Source organism: Cupriavidus sp. H39 (assembly GCF_050271075.1).
Taxonomy (GTDB): domain Bacteria; phylum Pseudomonadota; class Gammaproteobacteria; order Burkholderiales; family Burkholderiaceae; genus Cupriavidus; species Cupriavidus necator_B.
Genome location: NZ_CP189846.1, coordinates 2,531,732 through 2,553,766, shown reverse-complemented (window position 1 = coordinate 2,553,766; position 22,035 = coordinate 2,531,732). Strand labels below are relative to the sequence as shown.

Sequence of the window (22,035 nt, the reverse complement as noted above, 5' to 3'; positions counted from 1 at the left end):
CCCGGTGTGACGTGCTACGCTCAAGCCATGCATCCAAGTCTCCGGGAGTTCGCATGGAGTCAGTCTGGACCGATATCTACCGCGCCTTGCGCGCGGAATTTGCCGATGTGCCGGACGCCGGCGAGGCCACCCGCATCCTGGTGCGGCTGTCCATGGCGGTGCTGCTCGGCGGCCTGATCGGTTACGAGCGCGAGTCCTCGGGCAAGGCGGCGGGGCTGCGCACCCATATGCTGGTGGCGCTGGGCTCGGCGCTGTTCGTGCTGGTGCCGCTGCAGGCCGGCGTGCCGCTGGCGGACATGAGCCGCGTGCTGCAGGGGCTGATCGCCGGCATCGGCTTCCTGGGGGCCGGCGCCATCCTCAAGCAGAGCGACGAAGCCCATATCAAGGGCCTGACCACCGCGGCCAGCATCTGGATGGTGGCGGCCATCGGTGTCGCGGCCGGGCTCGGGCGCGACACCACCGCGGCGATCGCCACGGTGTTTACGCTGGTCATCCTGCAGATCCTGCAACGCTGGAAGTAGCGTTGCCGCACCACGGCGCGGTGCGACGGTCTGTGCCCTTGCGATCAGATCCCGGCTGTTTGCGCTGCTAAGGGTGTCCCAATGCGTGCCGAATGCGCGCCGGCGCACACAGCAGGGCCGCCGCGCGCCCTATGCTGTGGCACAGGCTGCGCCGCGATCCAAAGGCGCTGCCGCCGCAGCCATTGGGGGAGGTCTGGCATGCATGCATCGATCCGTGACGACACGGCGCTGGCCGCATTCGTGGGCACGCGCTTTCCGTACTACAGCGCCCGCTGGTCGCTGGCCGAGACCCATGGCGGCATCTCGTGGAACTGGGCGGCCTGCCTGCTGGGCCCGTTCTGGATGGCTTACCGGCGCATGTACTGGCAGGTGGGCGTCTATGCGCTGATCGTTGGCGCCGAGCCGCTGCTGCACGCCTGGTTCGGCTTGCAGCTGCCGATGGCGGGCCGGCCGCTGATGTACGCGCTGGCGCTGCTGCTGGGCCTCTATGGCAACGAGCTCTACCGCTGGCATGCCGAGGCCACTATCCGGCATCTGCGCGAATACCACTACTCGCCGGAACTGGAGACCGACTCGCTGGTGCGCCGCGGCCGCACCAGCTGGCCCGGCGTGTTCGCCATGGGGCTGTTGCTGCTGGTGATGGTGGTGTCGCTGCGTCCGCTGGCCGCGCTGATGGTGCAGGGCGGCGCTCCGGGCGCGGGCTGAACCCTGGTCGCCGCGCTATACGGGTTCGCGCGCGGCGTCGACCAGGTAATGGATCAGGGTTTCGGCAAACTGGGGCAGTTCGCGTCCCGGGCGGCGCACCAGGCGCAGTTCGCGCTTGGCCCATTCGTCTTCCAGCGGGATAAAGCGCAGCACCTTGCGGCTGGCATAGCGGCGCGCGCAGCTGTTGGGGACGATGGCGATGCCCGCGCCGGCCTCGACCATGCGGCAGACCGCGTCGAAACTGCCCACCTGGATGCGCAGGCTGATGCGCTTGCCCATGCCGGCCGCAATGCGGTCGAGGAAGGACTGGATCGCGCTGAACTGGTTCAGGCCGACAAAGCGGCAGGTATCGAGCAGGTCGGCGAAATGCAGCCGCTTGAACGTCGGCAGCGGATGGTTGACCGGCGCAATCACGATCAGCGCGTCGCTGCACAGGTGCATCGCATCCAGGTCTTGCGTGGCGACTTCGCCGGCGACGATGCCAAGGTCCGCCGCGCCCGCGCTGATGGCGGATACGATCTCCTGCGACAGGTGTTCTTCCAGTTCGATGTCCACGTCCGGGTTCTCGCTCAGGAAGCGCGATACGCCAGTGGCGAGGAACGAGTTGGTGGCGGTGGTGTTGGCCAGCAGCCGCACGCGGCCCTTCACGCCCTTGGCATACGGCCGCAGGTCCGCGTGCAGGCATTCGAGCTCGCGGAAGACCTCGCGCGCATGGCGCAGCAGCGCATCGCCCGCCGGCGTCAGCCGCACGCCCTTGACCTGGCGGATCAGCAATTGTGTCTGGAAAGCCTCTTCCAGCTGCTTGATCCGCGTGCTGGCGGCGGGCAGCGACAGGAAGCTGCGCTCGGCGGCACGGGTCAGGTTCTCCGTCTCGCCGACATTCAGGAAGAGGCGGAGGTCGGTCAGGTCGTAATGCATGGGCTTCTGTCAGGCCAAAGGCCAGTTTTGTGATTCGTGAATTCCAATCGCTTGGGCGTCAATTTATCGTATCCACTGCGGCGTGGACATCCGGATTGACCGCACGGGCGGGCGCTGCCCGCCGCGCAAGGCTGTTTCGCCGGGTTTGCGGTCGGTGACCGCACAAAAAGTATTCAGAGGAGCAAGCAATGAGCGGTTTGATGGCAGGCAAGGTCGCGCTGGTAACGGGCGCTGGAGGTGGGATCGGGCGCGGCATCGCGCTGGCCATGGCGGCCGCCGGCGCCAGGGTGGTGGTCAACGACCTGGGCGTGTCGATGTCCGGCGAGGGCGGCGACGCCGGCCCCGCGCAACGCGTGGTCGAGGAAATCCGCGCCGCCGGCGGCGAAGCCGTGGCCAACACCGACAGCGTGTCGACCTGGGCCGGTGCCAACGCCATCGTGCAATGCGCGCTCGACAACTTCGGCCGCATCGACGCCGTGGTCAACAACGCCGGCAACCTGCGCGACCGCATGTTCTTCAAGATGAACGAGGAAGAATGGCGCGCCGTGATCGACGTGCACCTGAACGGCACCTTCTTCGTCAGCCGCGCCGCCGCCAACTACTTCAAGGACCAGGAGAGCGGCGCCTACGTGCACATGACCTCCACCTCGGGCCTGATCGGCAACCTAGGCCAGGCCAACTATTCGGCGGCCAAGCTGGGCATCGCCGCGTTGTCCAAGTCCATCGCGCTGGACATGCAGCGCTTCAACGTGCGCTCGAACTGCATCGCGCCGTTCGCCTGGAGCCGCATGACCAGCTCGATCCCGGCCGAAACGCCCGAGGAAAAAGCCCGCGTGGCCAAGCTGCAGAAGATGGAAGCCGGCAAGATCGGCCCGGTGGCGGTCTACCTGGCCAGCCCGGCAGCGAGCGAGGTCAACGGCCAGATCTTCGCGGTGCGCGCCAACGAGATCATCCTGATGAGCCAGCCGCGCCCGGTGCGCTCGGTGCACATGAGCGAGGGCTGGACGCCCGAGTCGGTGGGCGAGATCGCCATGCCGGCGATGCGCAACAGCTTCTTCAAGCTGGAGCGCTCGCCCGACGTGATCAGCTGGGACCCGATCTGATGGCGGGCGGCCAAGCCCCGGCGCGCGGCGCGCTTGCCGGCGTGCGCGTGCTGGACCTGTCGCGCATCCTGGCCGGCCCGTGGTGCGCGCAGAACCTGGCGGACCTGGGCGCCGAGGTGATCAAGGTGGAACGGCCCGGCGCCGGCGACGATACCCGTTCGTGGGGGCCGCCGTGGCTGCCCGGCGCCGACGGGCAGCCGTCGCGCGACGCCACCTACTTTGCCGGCGCCAACCGCGGCAAGCAGTCGGTCACGCTGGATATCGCCAGCCCGCAAGGGCAGGAGATCGTGCGCGAGCTGGCCGCCAGGTCGCAGATCGTGCTGGAAAACTACAAGGTCGGCGACCTGAAGCGCTACGGGCTGGACTACGACAGCCTGAAGGCGATCAACCCCTCGCTCGTCTACTGCTCGATCACGGGCTATGGCCAGACCGGCCCCAGCGCGCACAAGCCCGGCTACGACTTCATCTTCCAGGGCCTCGGCGGCCTGATGAGCGTCACCGGCGAGCGCGATGACCTGCCCGGCGGCGGGCCGCAGAAGGTGGGCGTGGCGGTGGTCGACATGCTGACTGGCATGTATGCCACCGTGGCGGTGCTGGCCGCGCTGCGCCATGCCGAACGCACCGGCGAGGGCCAGCATATCGACATGGCGCTGCTCGACGCGGTGGTGGCGGTCGGCGCCACCCCCATCATCGCGCAGCGCGTCACCGGCAAGGCGATGCCGCGCTACGGCAACGCGCACGCCAACATGGTGCCCTACCATGTGTTCGCCACCGCCGACGGCTACATGATCGTCGCGGCCGGCAACGACGGGCAGTGGCAGGCGTACTGCCGCGGGGTCGAACGGCCCGACCTGGCCGCCGACGCACGCTTTGCCACCGGCCCCGGCCGCATCATCCACCGCGACACGCTGGTGCCGCTGCTCGAGGCGCACATGCGCACGCGGCCGACCGCCCATTGGGTGCAGGCGCTGGAGGCGCAAGGCATTCCGTGCGGGCCGATCAACGACTACGGCCAGGTGCTGGAAGACCCGCAGGTGCGGCATCGCGAACTGCAGGTCGACCTGGTGCGCGAGGACGGCAGCCTGTGCCCGACCGTCAAGAGCCCGCTGCGGCTGTCGGCCACGCCGGTGCAGTACGATGCGCCGCCGCCACGGCTGGGCCAGCATACCGAACAGGTGCTGGAGACGGTGCTGGGCCTGTCGGCCGAGCGCATCGCGAAGCTACGCGAGCAGGGCGTGGTGTGAGCGCGTGCCCGCGCTGACGACGAAGCGGCGGCCGGTTCCCGGCCGCCGCTTCATCCTGGCGGCCGCGCGCGCCGCTGCACGGACGCCGTCACAGGCGTAGGCTGTCCGGGTGGCGGCCGCATGCCGCTTTGCTCCCGGAGACAGCCATGGACGAAGAAACCTTCAACCTCAGCATCCGCAAGTTCCTGAAGGTGGTTGGCGTCAATTCCCAGCGCGAGATCGAGCAGGCCATTGCCCGGGCCGTCGCCGACGGCACCCTGGCCGGCAACGAGCACTTGCCCGTGTCGGTGACGCTGGAGCTGGCGGCGGTGAAGCTGCAGGCGCGCTTCGACGGCGAGATCCGGCTCGAATAAGCCGGTGGTGTGCCGCCCTGGCTAGGCCGCCGGCGCGTCCTCGGCCCGCATCCCGCGCATCCGGTATTCCCCCGGCGCCACGCCGGTCCATTTCTTGAAGGCGCGGTGGAACGTGCTGGGCTCCGAAAAGCCGAGCCGCAGCGCAACATCCTGCAGCGTCATGCCGGGGCGCTCCATCATGCCGATGGCCACGTCGCGCCGCAGGCTGTCCTTGATGCTCTGGTAGCCGCGGCCCTCGTCGCGCAGGCGCCGGCGCAGGGTCTGGGGCGTGAGCCGCAGCAGCTGCGCCATCTGCTCCAGCGACGGCAGTTCGCCGTCCAGGTGCGAGCGCAGGTGCTGCCGGATGCGTTCCGCGAGGCAGCTGTTGTCGCGGTAGCGGATCAGCAGGTTGCGCGGGGTTTCACGCAGGAATTCGCGCAGGCTGGCGGCGTCCTGCATCACCGGCAGGCGCAGCGAGGCGGCGTCGAAATGCAGCGCGGTGACAGCCTGGCCGTAGTTGACCGCGGCCTTGAACACACGCTCGGTATCGGTGCGGCCCTGCGATGCGGCAGCGCTCAGGTCGACGCGCGCGAGCGGGATCTGCCCGGCGACCAGCCAGCTGACCAGCGCATAGGCATGGAACACGAAGGTCGATTCGGCAAAGCTGCGGCAGGCCGAGGCGGGCGCGCGCGGATGCAGCACCACCGCCGCGGTGTTGCCGTCGGCGCCGACATGCAGTCGCGGCGCGAAGGCGTCGATGTGCTGGCGGTACAGGCGCAGCCCGGTGCGGATGGCGTCCTCGAGCGTGGCGCAATGGACCAGGCTGCGGCACACCTGGGCGAACACGCCCGGGGGCACGGGCCGGTCCAGCAGCCCCCACAGTTCATCGCGCATGACCCGGCGCAGCGTGCGGATCAGCGCTGCATACTGGCCCTGCGTCACGCGCGCGGTGGGCGAGGCCAGCAGCGCGGGCGAGATATCGGCGCGGCGCAGCAGGGCATCGATGTCGTGGCCCAGCCGGCGCGCCCCCTGCAGGATGTGCGTCACGTGCTGGATGGCGATGGTGTGGCGTGCCGGGGCCGGCGCGGCCGATGCGCCTGACGCCGCCGGCCGGGCGCCAGCCGCGCTGGCGACGTCGCCGCGCAGCGGGTCCCGGGGCAGGCCGTGGCCGGAAAAGTGCGGCTTGCCCGGCATCGGCGGGCGCGGCGATGACAGAACGGCTGTGTGCATGGGTCTCCTCGTCACGAACGACGCACCGGTGCGGCCTGTGCGGGGCTGCCCCGGCTGTTGCGGCTTGGCGCCACATATTGCCCCCACCTTAGCAAGCCCGCGCGGCGCCGCACAATCGGGATTTGCCAAAGCCTGCCTTCCGCCTGAGCGATTCGGCCAATCATTTTGGCGCGTCTGGTCATTGTCCAAGCACTGCAGCATCGCGCACTCTCCGGCAAGTACCCCTACAAGGCCGGCCCACCGGCCAGCGCGGAACCCGCAGGCCAGCAAAAAAGCCCGGTCCCGCCCCAGGAAAAAATCAAGGAGACAACACATGCAGGCAGATCGTCGTCGTGCGCAGCATAGTGCGAGCCGTGGTGCGCGTCGTAGTGCCCTCGGCCGGCTGGGCGCGGGGTTGCTGGTGTGCAGTGGGCTGGCCGCCGGCGTGCTCGGGACGGGCCTGGCCCATGCGCAGGCAGATTTTCCGGCGCGCACGGTGCGCATGGTGGTGCCGTTCCCGGCCGGCGGCGCCACCGACGTGCTGGCGCGCGCGCTGGCCGAGGGCCTGGGCAAGCAGTGGAAGCGGCCGGTGGTGGTGGAAAACCGCCCGGGCGCCAGCGGCATGCTGGGCGCCGAAGTGGTTGCCCGGGCCGAGGCCGACGGCTATACCGCGCTGCTGACGATCACGCCGCTGGTGCAGGCGCCGAGCCTGTATGCGCGCGCGCCGTACGACCCGGTGAAGGACTTTGCCGCGGTGTCCGAGCTGGGCACCACCAACCTGGTGTTTGCCGTCAACGCCAATGCCGTGCCGGCGACCAACCTGAAGGACTTCATCGCGCTGGTGCGCGCCAAGCCCAAGCAATTTTCCTATGGCTCGTTCGGCGCAGGCTCCAGCGGCCACCTGTATGGCGAAGTCTTCAACGAGGCCGCCAGGATCGACATGCTCCATGTCTCGTACAAGGGCGAGGCGCCGGAACTGAACGACCTGCTCGGCGGCCAGGTGCCGGCGGCGGTGATTTCGGTGATGGGCGCCAAGCCGCATGTCGCCACCGGCCGCCTGCGCGCGCTGGCGGTGACCGGACCCGCGCGCGCGCCGCAACTGCCGGATGTGCCGACTTTCCGCGAGGCTGGCATCGAAGGCATGGACGCGATGGGCTGGTTCGGCCTGTTGCTGCCGGCCGCCACGCCGCGCCCGATCGTTGAAAAATTCTCCGCCGACGTCAACCGCGTGCTGGCCCAGCCCGACGTGCGCAAGCGCATGAACGAGCTTGGCGTGATCCTGACCGGCAGCACGCCCGACGCGTTCGCCCAGACCATCCAGGCCGACTACGTGCGCTGGGGCAAGGTGATCCGCACGCGCAACATCCGCCTGGACTGAGCCCTTTCCGTTTGACCTGTATCTGACCCGTCGATTGCTGCAATGAAGCCTGCTACCAGCCCTGCCACACGCACCACCCAGCCGTTCCGCTCTCCCGCCTGGCCGCCCGGCCTGCCGGCGACGCTGCATGCGCCGCGCACCAGCCTGTTCTACAACGTCGAGGTGGCGGCGCACCGCTACCCGGACAAGACCGCGATCCAGTACTTCGGCACCGCGATCTCCTATGGCGAGCTGCGCGCAGAGATCGAGCGGATGGCCGGCTACCTGCAGCACGCCTGCGGCATCCAGCCCGGCGACCGGGTAGTGTTGTTCAGCCAGAACTGCCCGCAGTTCATCATTGCCTATTACGCCATCCTGCGTGCCGAAGGCGTGGTGGTGCCCGCCAACCCGATGTGGCTGGAAGCCGAACTCGCCCACGTGGTGCGGGATAGCGGCGCCGTCGCCGCCTTCGCCGGCAGCGAGCTGTACCCGCGCATGGCGCCGCTGCACGGCCCGGCGGTGCGCCACGTGATCCTGCACGACTATGCCGGCATGCTGCGCGACGACGGTGGCCTGCCGGTGCCGGCGTGGCTGCGCGAGCCGCCGCCCGCGCCGCAGGCCGCGCCCGCGGGCGCGATGCCGGTGGCATGGGACGCGGCCAGCACCGCCGGGCACCGGCCGCTGCCGCACCGGGCGGGCTACGACACGCTGTGCATGCTGGCCTATACCTCGGGCACCACCGGCAACCCCAAGGGCTGCATGCATACCCATGGCACGCTGATGACCGCGGCGGCCGGTTCGCAGATCTGGCGCGGCGCCACGCCTGAATCGGTGGTACTGGCGGTGGCGCCGATGTTCCACCTGCTGGGCATGCAGAACTGCATGAACTCGCCGCTCTACCTGGGCGCGACGGTGGTGCTGATGCCGCGCTGGGACCGCGCGCTGGCGGCGGACCTGATCGAGCGCTACGGCGTCTCGGTGTGGGGCGCGCCACCGGCGATGATGGTGGACTTCTTCTCCCAGCCGGGCATCGAGGCGCGTGACCTGTCCAGCCTGGCATACGTCGGCGGCGGCGGCGCGGCCATGCCGGAAGCGGTGGCCAACATGCTGCAGGAGCGCTTCGGCCTGCCCTACGTCGAGGCCTACGGCATGACCGAGACCGCGGCCTTCATCCTGTCGAACCCGCGCAACCAGCCCAAGCGCGAATGCCTGGGCATCGCCACCTTCGGCGTGGACGCGCGCGTGGTCGACCCCGAAACGCTGCGCGAGCTGCCCCACGGCGAGACCGGCGAGATCGTGGTCCACGGTGGCCAGGTAATGCAGGGCTACTGGCACAACGACGACGCCAACGCCGCCACCTTCATCGAGCTCGACGGCAAGCGCTTCCTGCGCACCGGCGACCTCGGTTTCATGGACGAGGAAGGCTACTTCTTCATGCGCGACCGCCTCAAGCGCATGATCAATGCGTCCGGCTACAAGGTCTGGCCGGCCGAAGTCGAGAACATGCTGTACGGCCACCCGGCGATCCACGAGGCCTGCGTGATCGCGGCGCGCGACGAGCGCCGCGGCGAAACCGTCAAGGCGGTGGTGGCGCTGCGGCCCGACGCGCGCGGCACGGCGGAAGCCGAGCCCGAGCGCATCATGGCCTGGTGCCGCGAGCACATGGCGGCGTACAAGGTGCCGCGCATCGTCGACGTGGTCGACGCGCTGCCCAAGTCCGCCACCGGCAAGATCCTGTGGCGCGCCTTGCAGGAGCGCGAGATGCAGCCAAGCAACCCGCGCGACTGACGCCGGCGCCACCTTCAGCAAAGAGAGAGACAGCATGCAGCAAAGCAGACGCAACTGGCTGGCGCAGGCCGGCACCCTGGCCGGCGCGGCCATCCTCGGCGGCACGGGCCAGGCCTTCGCCCAGCAGCCGTACCCCGCCAAGCCGATCCGCATGATCGTGCCGTATCCGGCAGGCGGTGGCACTGACACGGTGGGCCGCCTGATCGGCCAGCGCCTGGCCGAAAGCCTGGGCCAGCCGGTAGTGGTGGAGAACAAGCCGGGCGCCAGCGGCATGCTCGGCAACGACACCGTCGCCAAGGCGCCGGCCGACGGCTACACCGTGCTGCTGGCGATCACCGCGCTGATCCAGTCGCCGGCGCTGTACAAGCGCACCCCTTACGACGTGGCCAGGGACTTCACCCCGGTCTCGCTGATCGCCAAGTCGTCCGACCTGTTCGTGGTGCCCAACCGCGTGCCGGCCAGCACCATGCGCGAGTTCCTGGCGCTGGCCAAGTCCGGCAAGCTCAGCTATGGCTCCTACGGCAACGGCACCTCGTCGCACCTGCACGGCGAACTGCTCAGGCAGCAGGCCGGCATCGAGATCGCGCATATCCCGTACAAGGGCGCGGCGCCGCTGATGAGCGACCTGCTGGGCGGCCAGGTGGACAGCGCCTTTGTCGACGTGACCTCGATCAACCCCTACCTGGGCAGCAACAAGTTCAAGATTCTCGGCATTACCGGGACCCAGCGCTACAAGGCGCTGCCGAATGTGCCGACCTTCTCCGAGCTGGGGCTGGCGGGGTTCGAGCCCAATGGCTGGTTCGCGCTGTTCCTGCCCGGCAACGCGCCCAAGGACGTGACCGCAAAGCTGGCCGCCGAGACCGCACGCATCGTGCGCCTGCCCGAAGTGACGCAGAAGCTGGCCGGCATGGGTTTGCAGCCGGTGGGGTCCACGCCGCAGGAACTGGCTGCCGTGGTCGCCGGCGACACGCCCAAGTGGGCCAGGATCGTGCGCGACGCCAACATCCAGCTCGACTGACACCGCACCGGAGCCCGCCCATGGAAACCATCCGTTTTGCCGTCGAGGACGGCGTCGCCACACTGACGCTGGATGCGCCGGCGCGCAAGAACGCGCTGTCGCTGCCGATGCGCGAGGAAATCGGCGAAGTGATTCGCCGGATACGCGACGACGACAGCGTGCGCGCCCTGATCCTGACCGCTGCCGGCACCGATTTCTCGTCAGGCGGGGACATCAGCTCGATGCAGGTCGAGATCAGCGCCGAGCAGGGCCGCAAGCGCCTGCGCAAGCTCCACGGCTGGCTGGAAGACCTGATCCACCTAGACGTGCCGGTCATCGCCGCGGTCGACGGAGCCGCCTATGGCGCGGGCTTCAGCCTGGCGCTGACGGCCGACATCATCCTGGCCACGCCGCGCGCGCGCTTCGGGCTGCCGTTCCTGCGCATGGGGCTGGTCCCTGACTGTGGCGTGTTCTACACGCTGCCGCGGATGATCGGCCTGCAACGCGCCAAGGCGCTGATGTTCTCGATGCGCGAGCTTAACGCCCAGGCCGCGCAAGACCTCGGCATCGTCATGGAAATCGTGCCGGCCGACAGCCTGCACGAGCGTGCCCGGGCACTAGCGCAAGCCTTCACCGAGGCCTCGCCGGTGGCGGTCAGCCTGACCAAGCAGGCGCTCAATGCGTCCCTGGGCCAGGACCTGGGCACCATGCTGGCGATGGAGGCCGACGCGCAGGGCATCGCCTTCGCCACCGGCTACCGCCGCGAGGCCGCCGACCGCTTCATGGCCAAGCAGCCGCTGCGCTACCGCTGGCCGGACTGAAGGTCCGGCGGCGGTGCTTGCTGTCCCGCAGCATCGGCCCGGCCCTGGCACTCGCCCTTATCTATATAGGCAGGTCTCCGGCATCGACCGAAGCCTGCCGGTTCAACCTTCACGTTTACCCTGATACCAGTCCAACTTATGGGATCCCAAGACCAACACGCGGCGCCCGCCGCCCGCCAGGCCTCCTGGATGAACGAAGACCTGGCAATGTTCCAGGACACCGTGCGCCGCTTCGTCGAGCGCGAACTCGCCCCCAACGAGGCCCGCTGGGCGGAGCAGGGCTATATCGACCGCGACATGTGGCGCCGCGCCGGCCAGATCGGGCTGCTGTGCGCCAGCATCCCCGAGGAATACGGCGGCGGCGGCGGCACCTTTGCCCACGAGGCCATCATCACCCAGGAGATGTCGCGCGCGGTCTGCACCAGCCTGGGCAACAACGTGCACAGCGGCATCGTGGCCCACTACCTGCTGCGGTACGGCACCGAAGCGCAGAAGCAGAAGTGGCTGCCGCAGATGGCCAGCGGCGAACTGGTGGCCGCCATCGCCATGTCGGAACCCGGCGCCGGTTCCGACCTCAAAGCGATACGCACCCGCGCGCTGCGGGAACAGACCCCGGACGGAGACTGCTATCGCATCAACGGCGCCAAGACGTTCATCACCAACGGGTACCACGCCGACCTGATCTGCGTGGTGGCCAAGACCGACCCGGAAGCCGGCTCGCGCGGCGTGTCGCTGGTCATGGTGGAAACGCAGGACCTGCCGGGCTTCCGCCGCGGCCGCATCCTCGAGAAGATCGGGCAGAAGGGCCAGGACACCGCCGAGCTGTTCTTCGACGACGTGCTGGTGCCGTGCGAAAACCTGCTCGGCACGCAGGAAGGGCAGGGCTTCTACCAGCTGATGCAGCAGCTGCCGCAGGAGCGCATGATCATCGCCCTGGGCGCTGTGGCAACCATGCAGCGCGCCATCGAACTGACCACCGAATACGTGCGCCAGCGCAAGGTGTTCGGCCAGCCGCTCGGCGATCTGCAGAACACCCGTTTCAAGCTGGCGGAGTGCAAGACCGTGGCGACCATCGCCGCGACCTTCGTCGACGACTGCATGCTGCGCCTGATGGACGGCCAGCTCGACGCGGCGACCGCGGCGATGGCCAAATGGTGGTGCACCCAACAGAATTGCCAGGTCATCGACGAGTGCCTGCAGTTGCACGGCGGCTATGGCTACATGCTGGAATACCCGATCGCGCGCATGTACGCGAACGCACGCGTGAGCAAGATCTTCGGCGGCTCCAACGAGATCATGAAGGAGCTGGTCGCGCGCACGCTCTGACCTGCCTGCACTGGCGCTGCGCTATCAGCACTGTCTGTGTGCTAGTGCGCGCAAGCCGTGCAAAACGCATGAGTCCCAGCACAAAACGAAAGCCGGCACCCGTGCCGGCTTTCGTGCTTATGGTTACAAAACCGGCTGTGCACGGATCGCGGGAAAGGTGTAAGGTTTGTCACAAGCATGGTCAATGGCCCGTCGCGCGCGGGGGCGTAGCCGAGTGAAAATCAGCCAAAGGCTGACAGCAAAATCCGGCAGGAAATGCAGCGGAAAGGCAGCACCGAAACATCCGTTGCATCGACGCCAGATTCGTCAACTCGAACTCCACCATCGCCGTTATTTGACTATGATGAAGTAAAGACTTCGCAACATGACAGGTCGCCAGGCCGGGGTGGTGTACCGCGAACGTTGCGCGAAGCCTTGGGGGTAGCACTACCTACGCCTCGGACGTGAACTCTGACGGGAGTGAGGTATGGACATTTTTGGCCATTACGCTACGCGGTTCGAAGCTCGCAAGGAAGAGGAATACAGCATCCAGGAATACCTGGAGATCTGCAAGAAGGATCCGACTGCCTACGCGACCGCTGCCGAACGCATGCTCGCCGCGATCGGTCAGCCTGAGCTGGTGGATACCCACCACGATCCCAGGCTGTCCCGCCTGTTCTTCAACAAGGTCATCCGCATCTATCCGGCCTTCCGCGACTTCTACGGCATGGAGGACACGATCGAGCAGATCGTCTCGTTCTTCAAGCACGCCGCGCAGGGCCTCGAAGAGCGCAAGCAGATCCTGTATCTGCTCGGGCCTCCCGGCGGCGGCAAGTCCTCGCTCGCGGAGAAGCTCAAGGCGTTGATGGAGCAGATTCCCATCTACGCGCTCAAGGGTTCACCGATCCATGAGTCGCCGCTGGGCCTGTTCTCGCCGGAAGAAGACGGCAAGATCCTGGAAGAGGACTACGGCATCCCGGTCCGCTATCTGAACACGATTGCCTCGCCATGGGCAGTCAAGCGCCTGCACGAGTTCAACGGCGACATCACCAAGTTCAAGGTGGTGAAGCTGCGGCCGTCGGTGCTGTCGCAGATCGCGATCTCGAAGACCGAACCGGGCGACGAGAACAACCAGGACATCTCGTCGCTGGTGGGCAAGGTCGACATCCGCAAGCTCGAGGACTTCCCGCAGGATGACCCGGACGCGTACTCGTATTCCGGCGGCCTGTGCCTGGCCAACCGCGGCCTGCTCGAGTTCGTCGAAATGTTCAAGGCGCCGATCAAGGTGCTGCACCCGCTGCTGACCGCGACCCAGGAGGGCAACTACAAGGGCACGGAAGGCTTCGGCGCGATCCCGTTCGACGGCGTGATCCTCGCGCACTCGAACGAGGCCGAGTGGCAGACCTTCAAGGCGGACAAGAACAACGAGGCTTTCCTCGACCGGATCTATATCGTCAAGGTGCCGTACTGCCTGCGCGTGTCCGACGAGGTGAAGATCTACGACAAGCTGCTGCGCAGCAGCTCGCTGTCGGCCGCGCCGTGCGCGCCCAACACGCTGAAGATGATGGCGCAGTTCGCGGTGCTTACCCGCATCAAGGAGCCGGAGAATTCCAATATCTTCTCGAAGATGCGCGTCTACGACGGCGAGAGCCTGAAGGACGTGGACCCGAAAGCGAAGTCGTACCAGGAGTACCGCGACTACGCTGGCATCGACGAAGGCATGAACGGGCTGTCGACGCGCTTCGCGTTCAAGGTCCTGTCCAAGGTCTTCAACTTCGACAACACCGAAGTGGCGGCCAACCCGGTGCACCTGCTGTACGTGCTCGAGCAGCAGATCGAGCGCGAGCAGTTCCCGCCGGAGCAGGAATCCAAGCTGCTGTCGTATATCAAGGAGTACCTGACCACGCCGTTCGTGGAGTTCATCGGCAAGGAGATCCAGACCGCCTACCTTGAGTCGTATTCGGAATATGGGCAGAACATCTTCGACCGCTATGTGGTGTTCGCCGACCTGTGGATCCAGGACCAGGAGTACCGCGATCCCAACACCGGCGAAATCCTCGACCGCAACGCGCTGAATGACGAGCTGGAGAAAGTGGAAAAACCCGCGGGTATCTCGAACCCGAAGGATTTCCGCAACGAGATCGTCAACTTCGTGCTGCGGGCGCGGGCCAACAATGGCGGCAAGAACCCGGTCTGGACGAGCTATGAAAAGCTGCGGATGGTGATCGAGAAGCGCATGTTCTCCACCACGGAAGACCTGCTGCCGGTGATCTCGTTCAATGCCAAGTCTTCCCGCGAAGACCAGGACAAGCACGAGAACTTCGTCAACCGCATGGTCGAGAAGGGGTACACGCCCAAGCAAGTGAGACTGTTGGTGGAGTGGTATCTGCGCGTAAGAAAGTCATCGTAACGGCGCCGCGGAACAGGTCTCTCAACGAGGGCAACATATGGCTACGGTCATCGATCGGCGCGAAAACGGCGGCAACAAGAGTGCCGTCAACCAGCAACGCTTCATCAAGCGCTACCGCGAGCAGATCCGGCAAGCGGTGGCAAAGGCGGTGTCCGGCCGGAAGATCATGGACATCGAGCAGAGCGGCCAGGTGTCCATTCCGGTCAAGGACATCAGCGAACCGATCTTCCACCACGGCCCGGGCGGGCGGCGCGAGTGGATTCACCCTGGCAACAAGAAGTTCGTCAAGGGCGATTCCTTCGACCGCCAGCAGCAGGGCGGCGGCGGGACCGGTTCGCGCGCCAGCGACAGTGGCGAGGGCGAGGATGATTTCGTCTTTACGCTGTCGCGCGAGGACTTCCTCAACTTTTTCTTCGAGGACATGGCGCTGCCGGACCTGGCCAAGCGCCACCTCGCCAAGATTGCCGAGGTGCGCAAGGTGCGCGCCGGCTATTCCATCGACGGCACCCCGTCCAACCTTTCGATCCTGCGCACCATGCGCAGTTCGCTGGGGCGGCGCATCGCACTGTCCAGCCCTTACCAGAAGCGCCTGCGCGAACTGGAACTGGCTTATGCCGAGGCGCTGGAACAAGACGGCCCCTACGCCGAAGGCACGCTCGAACTGATGGAGAAGATGCGGCACCTGCGCGCCTGCATCGACCGCGTGCCGTTTATCGAGAAGCTCGACCTGCGCTACAACAACCGCGTGCTGAAAAAGCGCCCGCAGGCCCAGGCGGTGATGTTCTGCCTGATGGACGTGTCCGGCTCGATGGACGAGAGCCGCAAGGACCTGGCCAAGCGCTTCTTCATGCTGCTGTACCTGTTCCTGAAGCGCAACTACGAGCGCATCGACGTGGTATTCATCCGCCATCACACCGTGGCGAAGGAAGTCGAGGAGGAAGACTTCTTCCACTCGCGCGAGTCCGGCGGCACCGTCGTGTCGAGCGCGCTGAAGCTGATGGTTGAGGTCATCCACGACCGCTATCCGCCCAGCCAGTGGAACATCTACTGCGCCCAGGCCTCCGACGGGGACAACTGGGCCGGCGATTCCGAGCTGTGCGGCCGGCTGCTACGCGATTCCATCCTGCCGCTGGTGCAGTACTACGCTTATGTGGAGGTGGCTTCGGAAGAGCCGCAGAACCTCTGGGAAGAGTATCTGACGGTGAAGAGCCAGTTCGATCACTTTGCGATGCAGCGCATCATCGGCGCGGACGAGATCTACCCAGTGCTGCATGACCTGTTCCAGAAACGCGCGGCATAATCAGTCCTGGCTGGCCGGTTGCCGGCACGCCGCGGTGAAAGAAGGCAAGATTGGCAAGACAGGGGACCCGGGCGGCGCACCCGTGCCGCAAGCACCGGCCTGCCTGTCCTGCGCGGACAAAAGGGGCGAAGATGGCTTATCTGTCCACGGGTTCGGAATGGACCTTTGAACTGATCAACCGGTATGACCGCGAGATTTCCCGCATCGCCGGCGAATTCGGCCTGGATACCTATCCCAACCAGATCGAGATCATCACCGCGGAGCAGATGCTTGACGCCTACGCGTCGGCGGGCCTGCCGGTGGGCTACAGCCACTGGTCCTACGGCAAGCACTTCCTGGCGTCGGAGCGCAGCTACCAGCGAGGCCACATGGGGCTGGCCTACGAGATCGTCATCAATTCCAACCCCTGCATCGCCTACCTGATGGAGGAAAACACCATGCCGATGCAGGCGCTGACGATCGCGCACGCCTGCTACGGCCACAATTCCTTCTTCAAGGGAAACTACCTGTTCCGCACGTGGACCAACGCGGACGCCATCGTCGACTACCTGCTGTTCGCCAAGAACTACGTGGCCGAGTGCGAGCAGCGCTACGGCGAGCAGGAAGTGGAACTGCTGCTGGACTCCTGCCACGCGCTGCAGAATTACGGGGTAGACCGCTACAAACGGCCCAAGAAGCTGTCGATCACCGAGGAAAAGGCGCGCCAGGCCGATCGCGAGAACTACCTGCAGATGCAGGTCAACGACCTCTGGCGCACGCTGCCCAAGCACCGGCCGCACGCGCTGGCGTCGGACGACGACACGCCGGAACCGGATGTCTCGTTCCCGCCCGAGCCGCAGGAGAACCTGCTCTATTTCATCGAGAAGAATGCGCCCAAGCTGGCGCCGTGGCAGCGCGAGATCGTGCGCATCGTGCGCAAGATCGCGCAGTATTTCTACCCGCAGCGCCAGACCAAGGTGATGAACGAAGGCTGGGCCACGTTCTGGCACTACACCATCATCAACCAGCTGTACGAGGAAAAGCTGGTCAATGACGCCTTCATGATGGAACTGCTGCAGGCGCACACCAACGTCATCTACCAGCCGCCGTACCACAGCCCCTACTACAGCGGCATGAACCCCTACACGGTGGGCTTCCTGATGTTCCAGGACCTGCGCCGCATGTGCGAGAACCCGACCGACGAGGACTACCGCTGGGCGCCCGAGATCGCCGGCACCGACTGGCGCAAGACGCTGGACTTCGCCATGCGCAACTTCAAGGACGAGAGTTTCCTGCTGCAGTTCCTGTCGCCGCGCGTGATCCGCGAGCTGAAGCTGTTCTCGGTGCTGGACGATGACCGCGAGGGCAAGCTGCGCGTGACCGCGATCCACGACGACGAAGGCTATCGCGCCATCCGCCAGCTGATGGCGGCGCAGTATGACCTGTCCAGCATGGAGCCCAATATCCAGGTCACCAACGTCGACGTCGGCGGCGACCGCTCGCTGACGCTGCGCCACCTGCAGAGCGACCGGCGGCCGCTGGCGCACAACTTCGACGAGGTGGTGCGGCACGTGACGCGGCTGTGGGGCTTTACCGTGCGGCTGGAGGTGGCCTATGAAGACGGCCGCACCGAGCTCAAGTACGAATGCAAGCCTGAGCGCCGCCACCGCCGTCCGCATGGCAGCGGGCTGAGCCTCGCCGCCTGAACGGCAGGCTCCTGGCCTGTCGCTTCAGGCGGCGGGCGCCGGCTCGCACCAGTCGCGCACCAGCTCCACCGCCTTGCGGCCTTCACTGGCGCAGACCGCTTCGCCCAGCACGCGGCTCCACCAGCGCTCCGACCCGTCCGCCACGCGCCACGCATGCAGCCGGCGCGTATAGAGCTGCAGGTCATATTCCTCGGTAATGCCGATGGCGCCATGCACGGCATGGGCGATCGCGGCCACCGGCGTGACCGCGTCGCTGGCGCGCAGCTTGCCGATTGCCGCGCGCAGGCGCTCGGGCGTGGCGCTGTCGCTGTCACACGCCAGCTGCGCCGCCACGCGCGCCGCGGCGACATGCTCGGCCATCTCGCTGACCTGGTGCTGGATCGCCTGGAACTTGCCGATGGCGCGGCCGAACTGCTGGCGGTCGTTGGCGTATTGCAGCGTCAGGTCGAGCACATGCGACAAGGCGCCGGCCAGTTGCGCCGCATGCAGGCAGGCGCCCAGCGTGCGCACGGTGCCGGCCGGCAGCACACAAGCCGCCGGCGCCGTGGCCGCGGGACGCGCTACGCGCAGCGTCAGGTCGCCGTGCGCACCGGTGGCCTCGGCGTGCGCCGCCGCGGCCGGCAGCAGCAGGCAGCGCTCGCCGTCCTGCAGCAGGAACCACTGCGCATGGCGCGCGTCCGCCACCAGCGTGGCGGTGGCACCGTCGTCAAAGCCGGCCAGCGCTATCGGGCCGTCGGGCAGGGCGACGCCATTGGCATGCAGCAGCGCGCGCGCAAAGATGGTCTGCGCCAGCGGCAGCGGCAGGGCGTGGCGACCGGTGACGAACAGCACCGGCGCCAGCTCGCGCAGTGGCAGCGCGGCGCCGCCGGCGGCTTCCGGCAACAGGCAGTCGGCGAAGCCGCTTTCCCGCAGCGCTTGCCATAGCGGCTGCGGGTCGGCTTGCTGTTCCAGGGTGCGCACTGTGGCGGGCGTGCAGCAGTCGCGCAGCAGCGCGTCGAGGGCATCGGAGTAGGCGTTATGCATGGGCAATCTCGTTCAGGATGACGGTCGGCGGGGCCGGCGCAACGCTCAGCGCAGGCCGAGCCCGCGCGCGATCATGCCGCGCAGGATTTCGCGGGTGCCGCCGCGCAGCGAGTACGACGGCGCGATCTGCGTGACATAGGCCAGCGTGCGGTACAACGCCCCGTCGGCCGCGAGTGCCGGCTCGTCGCCGAGCGCGGCTTCCACCAGCGCCGGCACCGACTGCTCGAAGGTGGTGCCGAGGTCCTTGACCAGCGCGGCCTCCACCACCGGGCTTTCGCCCGCGGCCAGCCGCGCCGTGACCGCGAGCGACATCGCGCGCAGCACCGCCAGGTGCCCGGCAAGGCGGCCCGCGGTGACGGTGTCGCGGCGCGCCGGCGGCTGGCGGCGCAGGGCGTCGAGCCAGGTATCGAGCAGCACCACGCTGGAATACAGCCGCTCCGGGCCGCTGCGCTCGAACGCCAGTTCGGCGTTGACCTGCTCCCAGCCGCTGCCTTCGTTGCCGACCAGCGCATCGGGCGCCAGCGCGACGTCGTCGAAGGTGACTTCGGAGAAGTGCGCATCGCCGGTCAGGTCGTGGATCGGCCGCACCGTGACGCCCGGCGCGTGCAGGTCGACGATGAACTGCGACAGCCCGGCGTGCCGGTCCTGCGGCGTGCCGGAGGTGCGCACCAGCGCGATCATGAAGTGGCAGCGGTCGGCGTTGGTGGTCCAGATCTTGCGCCCGCTCAGGCGCCAGCTGCCGTCCGGCTGGCGCACCGCGCGCGTGGCCACGCTGGCCAGGTCCGAGCCGGAATTCGGCTCGCTCATGCCGATGCAGAAGAAGGCCTCGCCGCGGCTGATCGCGGGCAGGTAGCGCGCCTTCTGCGCGTCGTTGCCGTAGCGCAGGATCAGCGGGCCGCTCTGGCGGTCGGCAATCCAGTGCGCCGAAACCGGCGCGCCACAGGCCAGCAGTTCCTCCACCAGCACGAAACGCGAGAACGGGTCCAGTCCCGCGCCGCCGTATTGCGCCGGCAGCGTGATGCCGACCCAGCCGCGTGCGGCCAGCGCCCGGCTGAAGCCGGCATCGAAGCCCATCCAGGAGCGCGCCCGCGTTTCCGGCGGCAGCGCCGGCAGGTGTTGGTCGAGAAAGGCGCGCACCTCGGCGCGGAACGCGACGGCGTGCGGCGGCAATGTGGTGAGGCTGAAAGTGGAGAGCAATGCGGTCACGGTGAAATCCTGTGGCTTGATACTGCGAAGTCTGTTTCAGATGACAGCGCTGTGCTCCTCTCTCCCGCATGCGGGAGAGAGGCAGGGGGAGAGGGCAGGCGGTGGCATACCGCTGCGCAATACCTTGTCGACGCGCCGGCCCTCACCCCAACCCTCTCCCGCGAGCGGGAGAGGGAGAAAACCGTCGCTGAAGCAGGCCTTGCTACAAGGTGCGCGTCTTCGCGTGCCGAGGGTTTGCTCCCCTCTCCCGCATGCGGGAGAGGGGCAGGGGGTGAGGGCAGGCGCTGGCATACCGCAATCTTGATTCCATCGGGGCGCGAGATCATGGGTTCACCGTCCCGCCAGCAGCCGGCGCGCGGTATAAGTCATCACTTGTTCCCCGCGCTGGTTGAACACCTCGATGCGCGAATCGACCACGGCGCGGCCGCTGCGTGAGGTCGGGCGGATGCCGGTCACGGTCACGGTGGCATGGATGGTGTCGCCGACCAGCACCGGGCCGTGGATCTGCTGCGTCAGTTCCAGCATCGCCAGCCCGGTGCCCTGGATCATGGTCTGCAGGATGAAGCCCTCGATCAGCGTATAGGTCAGCGCCGCCGGCACCGGCCGGCCCTGGATCGCGCCGCCGTCGTAGCCGGCTTCGATGAAGATGGCCTCGACCATGCCCGTGACCGAGATGAAGTTGACCAGGTCGGTCTCGGTCACGGTGCGGGCGAAGGTGCGGAAGGCCTGGCCCTCGTGCAGGTCTTGCCAGTAGAAGCCCTGGCCCAGGCGGGGCAGTTCAGCGTGCGTCATGGTGTCTCCGTGGCGGGGGCGCAGCGCGCGGCGCCGCTGTGTTGCAGTTGTGCGATCTGTTCGCTGCCGAGGCCGGCCTCGGCCAGCACTTCGCGGGTGTGCTCGCCCAGTCGCGGCGGCATCGCCAGCGGCGCGCGCTGGCCGTCGAAGCGCACCGGCGCGCCCGGAAAGCGCAGCGTGCCCATGGCCGGGTCGTCGGCGGTTTCAAAGAATCCGGTGGCGGCCAGGTGCGGATCCGCCGGCAGATCGTCCAGCGTATTGATGCGCGCCACCGGGATCTGCAGCCGTTCGCACAGCGCAACCCAGTGCGCCGTGCTCTGTCCCTGCACGATCTCGCCGGTCAGTTCGTAAAGGGTCGCGATATGCTCGGTGCGGGCCGCGATGTCGGCAAAGCGTGGATCGGCAGCCAGCTCCGGGCGCCCCGCGGCGTGGAAGAAGTCGCGCCAGTGCGCATCGGTGTACGGCATCATGCAGACATGGCCGTCGGCGCTGCGGTACGGACGACGCAGCGGTGCCAGCACGCGCGGATAGCCGCTCGGGCCGCGCGGTGGCTCGAAGTGGCGCCCGTAGAAGTGCTCGACCAGGTTGAACGCCACCATCGATTCAAACATCGGCACCTCGACCAGCGTGCCGTTCCCGGCGCCGCCGTCGGCGTGGCGCCGCGCGCGCCCGGCCAGCGCCGCGCACACCGACAGCGCCGCCACCAGCCCGCTGGTCTTGTCCGCGGCAATGGTGGGGAAGTAGCGGCTGTCGCCGGTCTGCGCCGCCATCAGCGCGGCGTTGCCGGACAGGCCCTGGATGATGTCGTCGTAGGCGGGCCGGCCGCCATAGGGGCCGTCCTCGGCAAAGCCTAGCAGGCTGACGAAAACCAGCTCGGGATGGCGCGCCCGCACCGTGTCCGGCGCCAGCCCCAGCGCCGCCAGCTTCTGCGGCCGCATGCTGTGCATCAGCACGTCGGCGCGCTCCAGCACGCGCTCCAGCGCGGCCTGCGCCGCGGGCTGCTTCAGGTCCAGCACCACGCTGCGCTTGCCGCGGTTGACCCCTAAAAAGATCGCCGCCATGCCGGGTTCGGCGGCGGGTCCGGTACGGCGCGTGGAATCGCCCTCGGGCGGCTCGACCTTGATCACTTCGGCGCCCAGGTCGGCCAGCCACTGGCTGGCATACGGCCCCATCACCACCGTGGACAGGTCGACCACGCGGATGCCTGCAAGCGGCAGCATAGTGTCTCCGATGTCTTGTACTGTGGGCCACAGGGTAGATCAGCGGCGACCTGGTGGTCTAATATTAGTTTTTTAGCAATTGATATCCCTTGGATATTG

19 protein-coding genes are annotated in these 22,035 nt (G+C 67.5%); 13 read left to right on the top strand and 6 right to left on the bottom strand.

What is annotated here, in order from left to right; all coding sequences use genetic code 11:
• Positions 1-53 precede the first annotated feature (53 nt).
• On the top strand, positions 54-521 hold the full coding sequence (locus tag ACOCMH_RS11985) for an MgtC/SapB family protein (protein WP_427307171.1): 468 nt from the start codon (positions 54-56) through the stop codon (positions 519-521).
• Positions 522-719: 198 nt separating this feature from the next.
• Positions 720-1,226 (top strand): DUF2628 domain-containing protein, encoded by a 507-nt coding sequence (locus tag ACOCMH_RS11980; protein ID WP_427307170.1) that lies wholly within the window; start codon positions 720-722, stop codon positions 1,224-1,226.
• Positions 1,227-1,241: 15 nt separating this feature from the next.
• On the opposite strand, the gene ACOCMH_RS11975 is transcribed toward ACOCMH_RS11980, so the two are convergent.
• The gene (locus tag ACOCMH_RS11975; protein WP_171517071.1) at positions 1,242-2,144 is read right to left on the bottom strand and encodes a LysR substrate-binding domain-containing protein; all 903 of its coding nucleotides are present in this window, start codon (positions 2,142-2,144) and stop codon (positions 1,242-1,244) included.
• Between the two features lie 188 nt (positions 2,145-2,332).
• Here ACOCMH_RS11975 and ACOCMH_RS11970 point away from each other — a divergent pair, with 188 nt between their 5' ends.
• The 3 genes from ACOCMH_RS11970 (at position 2,333) to ACOCMH_RS11960 (ending at position 4,844) form a co-directional block, all read left to right on the top strand.
• Positions 2,333-3,247: an SDR family NAD(P)-dependent oxidoreductase gene (locus tag ACOCMH_RS11970; protein WP_171517072.1), complete on the top strand. Its 915-nt coding sequence runs from the start codon at positions 2,333-2,335 to the stop codon at positions 3,245-3,247.
• Positions 3,247-4,491, top strand: coding sequence for a CaiB/BaiF CoA transferase family protein (locus tag ACOCMH_RS11965; RefSeq protein ID WP_427307169.1), 1,245 nt, complete (start codon positions 3,247-3,249; stop codon positions 4,489-4,491). The genes ACOCMH_RS11970 and ACOCMH_RS11965 overlap by 1 nt, the downstream gene beginning before the upstream one ends.
• A gap of 146 nt (positions 4,492-4,637) precedes the next feature.
• Positions 4,638-4,844: a DUF6494 family protein gene (locus ACOCMH_RS11960; RefSeq protein ID WP_062802625.1), complete on the top strand. Its 207-nt coding sequence runs from the start codon at positions 4,638-4,640 to the stop codon at positions 4,842-4,844.
• A gap of 21 nt (positions 4,845-4,865) precedes the next feature.
• Here the strand turns inward: ACOCMH_RS11960 and ACOCMH_RS11955 are convergent, their stop codons facing one another.
• Positions 4,866-6,053 (bottom strand): AraC family transcriptional regulator, encoded by a 1,188-nt coding sequence (locus ACOCMH_RS11955; RefSeq protein ID WP_427307168.1) that lies wholly within the window; start codon positions 6,051-6,053, stop codon positions 4,866-4,868.
• A gap of 313 nt (positions 6,054-6,366) precedes the next feature.
• Between ACOCMH_RS11955 and ACOCMH_RS11950 the strand changes: the two genes are divergently transcribed.
• The 8 genes from ACOCMH_RS11950 (at position 6,367) to ACOCMH_RS11915 (ending at position 17,695) form a co-directional block, all read left to right on the top strand.
• Entirely contained in the window at positions 6,367-7,410 is a 1,044-nt protein-coding gene (locus ACOCMH_RS11950) for a Bug family tripartite tricarboxylate transporter substrate binding protein (protein ID WP_427307167.1), read from the top strand.
• Between the two features lie 42 nt (positions 7,411-7,452).
• Positions 7,453-9,177: a long-chain fatty acid--CoA ligase gene (locus ACOCMH_RS11945; protein WP_427307166.1), complete on the top strand. Its 1,725-nt coding sequence runs from the start codon at positions 7,453-7,455 to the stop codon at positions 9,175-9,177.
• A gap of 34 nt (positions 9,178-9,211) precedes the next feature.
• Positions 9,212-10,195, top strand: a complete 984-nt coding sequence (locus tag ACOCMH_RS11940; protein WP_427307165.1) for a Bug family tripartite tricarboxylate transporter substrate binding protein — start codon at positions 9,212-9,214, stop codon at positions 10,193-10,195.
• 20 nt (positions 10,196-10,215) lie between these two features.
• The gene (locus tag ACOCMH_RS11935; RefSeq protein ID WP_427307164.1) at positions 10,216-10,995 is read left to right on the top strand and encodes an enoyl-CoA hydratase/isomerase family protein; all 780 of its coding nucleotides are present in this window, start codon (positions 10,216-10,218) and stop codon (positions 10,993-10,995) included.
• A 138-nt stretch (positions 10,996-11,133) separates the two neighbouring features.
• On the top strand, positions 11,134-12,321 hold the full coding sequence (locus ACOCMH_RS11930) for an acyl-CoA dehydrogenase family protein (RefSeq protein WP_427307163.1): 1,188 nt from the start codon (positions 11,134-11,136) through the stop codon (positions 12,319-12,321).
• 466 nt (positions 12,322-12,787) lie between these two features.
• Positions 12,788-14,710, top strand: coding sequence for a PrkA family serine protein kinase (locus ACOCMH_RS11925; RefSeq protein ID WP_427307162.1), 1,923 nt, complete (start codon positions 12,788-12,790; stop codon positions 14,708-14,710).
• 37 nt (positions 14,711-14,747) lie between these two features.
• Positions 14,748-16,010, top strand: coding sequence for a YeaH/YhbH family protein (locus tag ACOCMH_RS11920; RefSeq protein ID WP_427307161.1), 1,263 nt, complete (start codon positions 14,748-14,750; stop codon positions 16,008-16,010).
• A gap of 131 nt (positions 16,011-16,141) precedes the next feature.
• Complete coding sequence (locus ACOCMH_RS11915; RefSeq protein WP_427307160.1) at positions 16,142-17,695, top strand: SpoVR family protein; 1,554 nt, start codon at positions 16,142-16,144, stop codon at positions 17,693-17,695.
• 24 nt (positions 17,696-17,719) lie between these two features.
• On the opposite strand, the gene ACOCMH_RS11910 is transcribed toward ACOCMH_RS11915, so the two are convergent.
• The 4 genes from ACOCMH_RS11910 to ACOCMH_RS11895 form a co-directional block, all read right to left on the bottom strand.
• Positions 17,720-18,718 carry an acyl-CoA dehydrogenase family protein gene (locus ACOCMH_RS11910; RefSeq protein WP_427307159.1) on the bottom strand — a complete coding sequence of 333 codons (999 nt, stop codon included), beginning with the start codon at positions 18,716-18,718 and terminating at the stop codon, positions 17,720-17,722.
• A gap of 45 nt (positions 18,719-18,763) precedes the next feature.
• The gene (locus tag ACOCMH_RS11905; RefSeq protein WP_427307158.1) at positions 18,764-19,924 is read right to left on the bottom strand and encodes an acyl-CoA dehydrogenase family protein; all 1,161 of its coding nucleotides are present in this window, start codon (positions 19,922-19,924) and stop codon (positions 18,764-18,766) included.
• A 330-nt stretch (positions 19,925-20,254) separates the two neighbouring features.
• The gene (locus ACOCMH_RS11900; protein ID WP_112774895.1) at positions 20,255-20,716 is read right to left on the bottom strand and encodes a MaoC family dehydratase; all 462 of its coding nucleotides are present in this window, start codon (positions 20,714-20,716) and stop codon (positions 20,255-20,257) included.
• The gene (locus ACOCMH_RS11895) at positions 20,713-21,936 is read right to left on the bottom strand and encodes a CaiB/BaiF CoA transferase family protein (RefSeq protein WP_427307157.1); all 1,224 of its coding nucleotides are present in this window, start codon (positions 21,934-21,936) and stop codon (positions 20,713-20,715) included. The genes ACOCMH_RS11900 and ACOCMH_RS11895 overlap by 4 nt, the downstream gene beginning before the upstream one ends.
• Positions 21,937-22,035: the final 99 nt, after the last annotated feature.